The 3,084-nt window shown below is 66.5% G+C and carries 5 protein-coding genes; 2 read left to right on the top strand and 3 right to left on the bottom strand.

Going from position 1 to position 3,084, the window contains the following annotated elements; genetic code table 11:
- Nucleotides 1–39 precede the first annotated feature (39 nt).
- On the bottom strand, nucleotides 40–1,332 hold the full coding sequence (locus ACIQ6O_RS15390; protein WP_396208659.1) for a methyl-accepting chemotaxis protein: 1,293 nt from the start codon (nucleotides 1,330–1,332) through the stop codon (nucleotides 40–42).
- Nucleotides 1,329–1,856, bottom strand: a complete 528-nt coding sequence (locus ACIQ6O_RS15385; RefSeq protein WP_396208658.1) for a PAS domain-containing protein — start codon at nucleotides 1,854–1,856, stop codon at nucleotides 1,329–1,331. Before ACIQ6O_RS15385 ends, ACIQ6O_RS15390 begins: the two co-directional genes overlap by 4 nt.
- 130 nt (nucleotides 1,857–1,986) lie before the next feature.
- Between ACIQ6O_RS15385 and ACIQ6O_RS15380 the strand changes: the two genes are divergently transcribed.
- Together ACIQ6O_RS15380 and ACIQ6O_RS15375 are read left to right on the top strand one after the other, a co-directional pair.
- Nucleotides 1,987–2,139: a hypothetical protein gene (locus tag ACIQ6O_RS15380; protein ID WP_396208657.1), complete on the top strand. Its 153-nt coding sequence runs from the start codon at nucleotides 1,987–1,989 to the stop codon at nucleotides 2,137–2,139.
- The gene (locus ACIQ6O_RS15375; RefSeq protein WP_396208656.1) at nucleotides 2,136–2,825 is read left to right on the top strand and encodes an ATP-binding protein; all 690 of its coding nucleotides are present in this window, start codon (nucleotides 2,136–2,138) and stop codon (nucleotides 2,823–2,825) included. The genes ACIQ6O_RS15380 and ACIQ6O_RS15375 overlap by 4 nt, the downstream gene beginning before the upstream one ends.
- Nucleotides 2,826–2,855: 30 nt before the next feature.
- Here the strand turns inward: ACIQ6O_RS15375 and ACIQ6O_RS15370 are convergent.
- Nucleotides 2,856–3,084: hypothetical protein (locus ACIQ6O_RS15370; RefSeq protein WP_396208655.1), on the bottom strand; the 229-nt coding region annotated here is incomplete at its 5' end.

Below are 3,084 nucleotides of genomic sequence, written 5' to 3'. Positions count from 1 at the left end.
ACCGGCCCCGGGAATTCTATACAGCGTACCCCACCATCGTTATCCGGCGCGCACGGCACTCAGGAAGCGGGTCACTTCCGTCTGCAGCAGCTCCGCCATGTGCGACAGCTCCCCGGATGCGAGCGACAGGTGCCCCGCGGCGGTGCTGGTCTCGGCCGCCGAGTGCGAGACATCGATGATGCTCGTGCTGACTTCCCGGGTGCCCGTGGCGGCCTCGTGGATGCTGCGCGCGATATCCTCGGTGGCGGCCCGCTGATGCTCCACGGAGGTGTTCACCGACGCGGCCGAGACATGCAGTCGCTGGATCGCTCCGGAAATGGATTCGATGGCCTCCACGGCATCGGCGGTAGCCTTGTGAATGTCGTTCACCTGCCGCTCGATTTCCCCGGTGGCCTCGCCCGTTCGGGTGGCGAGGGTCTTCACCTCGCTGGCCACCACGGCGAATCCGCGACCGGCCTCACCAGCACGCGCCGCTTCGATATTGGCGTTCAACGCCAGCAGGCGGGTCTGACTCGCAATGTCGGTGATCAGCTTCACCACCCGCGCGATCTGGGCCGACGCCGCTGTGAGCGAGGCGACCACCTCGCCGGCATGCTGGGCGGCCATGACGGCTTCGCTGGCCGCATCCACGCTGCGTCGCGACAGATCGTCGATCTGACTGACGGTGGCCGAGATTTCCTCGGTGGCTGCCGCCACCGTCTCCATGCTGCGGCTCGTTTGCTCCGCGGCTGCCGCCACCATGGTGGCGTGCGACGTGGTGTGATCGGCGGTGCCGGCCAGTGAATCCGCGGTGGCGCGACTCTCCGTAGCCGCGGCGGCCACACTGTCCACGACGGTCTTCACGGCCGCCTCGAATTCGTCAGCCAGCCGCAGGCGTGACTGCTCACTGTCGCGGAGTCGCTCCGTCTTGGCCGCCATCTGGTCCGTCGCGGAGTTGATGAGGCGAGCGGCGCCGCGGAAACTGCCGGGGAGGCCACGCTCCAGCACCCGGCGCCAATACTTCTCGTCGCTGGCGTGCTGCAACGACGCGCGTGCTTCGCGGATGAACGCATCGGTGAGGTCGAGCAGATAATTCACCGATACCGCCAGCTCGCCCAATGGTCCGGTGCGCGAGACGCCCAGCACACGCGGCTCGAGATCACCCTGGGCCGTGCGCGTACACACCGCAACGATGGTGGCGACGTCACGGTGCACGTGGTCGAGTTCGGCGCGCAGGGCATCCCGTTCGCCGCGGAGCGCATCCCGTTCCGCCTGGAGCGCCTGGTACTCACTGGCCACGATGATCGGGGTGGCGATGGCGCGGGGGCGTGCGGTCTTCGTCTTGGTCGTCATAGTGTCCACACCCATTCGGCGTAGGTCATCCCGGTGGAGGCCAGTTCCCCTTCGAGCATCGCGGTGGAGGCCACGAGGCCATCACGGCGGTCGGCATGTCGCCGTTCGAGGGCGCGAAGCGCGTCGTAGAGCGGTTCGATGCGGGCGAGGGCCGCCGGCTTCGGGCACCGCCGATTGGAGTGATAGCCCACGATGCGCCCCTGGGTATCGAACGACGGCGTGACGTGCGCGAGGACCCAGTAGTGATCGCCGTTGCGCGCCATGTTGTTCACGTACGCGAAGATTTCGCGACCGGCCTGCACCTCGTCCCAGAGCAGCTTGAAGACGGCCCGCGGCATGTCGGGGTGCCGGATCACGGCGTGGGGTTTGCCGAGCAATTCGTGCTCCTCGAACATCGAGACACGAAGGAAGATGTCGTTGGCATAGGTGATGTGACCGCGAAGATCCGTTTTGGAGACGATGATCTCCTCTTCGCCAAACGGTCGGGCAAGGCCCGTGGGGGTAACGCGCAGGACTTCGGTCATGAGTGTGGCAGAAAAGGGCCGGGCACAGCACGCCCGACGTCGGGCATCTCGGGAAGAGTGTCGGGCGCTGCCGGTGACACTGAATGAGGGAATCCCCTACGGTGGCGTGCGGGAGCAGTAACTTTTCGTGATGACCGCTTCAGGAAACTTCGTACGCGCCCGCTGGGCCACACGCGCGCCGTCGGCTGTCGGCTTCGGTGTGGTAGGGGTAGGGCTGGCGTTCGGCGCCACCCGCATTCCCCTTGGTTCTGGGAATCGGGCGCTTGCCGGTGTCGCTGCATGAGCGCCCTGGCACCCGTGCAACCGGTCGTGGTGTCGTGGAGTGGCGGCAAGGACAGCACGCTCATGCTCGAGCGGCTGCTCGCTGATCCCCGTGTGGTGGTGCGGGCGCTCGTCACCACGGTGTCGTCGGTGTACGATCGCATCAGCATTCATGGGGTCCGGCGTTCCATTCTGCGGGCACAGGCCGACGCCCTCGGCCTACCGTTGCACGAGGTACTTCTGGGCGCGACGGTCACCAACGACGAGTACGAGCTGGCCTTCGCCAACGGGCTGCAGACGCTGGTGGAGGCCTATCCGGATACGCGGTGCATGGCGTTCGGTGATCTGTTCCTCGAGGACGTGCGGGCCTATCGCGAGGCGTTGATCGGGCGGCACGGCTGGACCGGGATGTACCCGCTCTGGGGAGAGGCCACGGCGCCACTGGCGCGCTACTTCGTCGACCGTGGCTACGTGGCCACGCTGTCGTGCGTCGATACGCAGCAGCTCGACGGGGCCTTCGCCGGCCGAGTGTACGACCATACCCTGCTCGATGCCCTGCCGCTCTCGGTGGACCCGTGCGGCGAACGCGGCGAGTTTCACACGTGCGTTACCGCCGGGCCCATCTTCACCCGGGCAATTGCGGTCACGATCGGTGAGCGCGTGCTGCGCGACGATCGTTTCCAGTATTGCGACCTCGTGGACCACTGAGCGCCGAGCGGGGGCGTTGCGCGCAGCGCCTCAGCGGTCGAGCGGATTGCGCCGGCTTTCCCAGGTGCGTTTTGCGGCGTCCACCTGATTGGTCACGCGCTGCAGAAAAAGAAAGAGCACGGGGGTCACGAGTACCGAGGCAAGCATGATCGCCATGGTCGCCTGGTCGGTCTTCCCGCCCCTGGCGGCGTACCACATCATCGCCTGTACGGCGATGAAGATGCCGTTGGTGAAACACGAGACGACATCGAGGAACCAC

The sequence above is a fragment of the Gemmatimonas sp. genome (assembly GCF_044345575.1).
In the GTDB taxonomy this organism is placed as follows: domain Bacteria; phylum Gemmatimonadota; class Gemmatimonadetes; order Gemmatimonadales; family Gemmatimonadaceae; genus Gemmatimonas.
The sequence above is the reverse complement of the archived record's forward strand: the minus strand, read 5'-3'. Positions and strand labels throughout refer to the sequence as shown.

Bases quoted from the DNA above. Each gene is read 5' to 3' on its own strand.
- ACIQ6O_RS15390 (WP_396208659.1), bottom strand. From the start codon at position 1,332: ATGACGACCAAGACGAAGACCGCACGCCCCCGCGCCATCGCCACCCCG.
- ACIQ6O_RS15385 (WP_396208658.1), bottom strand. From the start codon at position 1,856: ATGACCGAAGTCCTGCGCGTTACCCCCACGGGCCTTGCCCGACCGTTT.
- ACIQ6O_RS15380 (WP_396208657.1), top strand. From the start codon at position 1,987: ATGACCGCTTCAGGAAACTTCGTACGCGCCCGCTGGGCCACACGCGCG.
- ACIQ6O_RS15375 (WP_396208656.1), top strand. From the start codon at position 2,136: ATGAGCGCCCTGGCACCCGTGCAACCGGTCGTGGTGTCGTGGAGTGGC.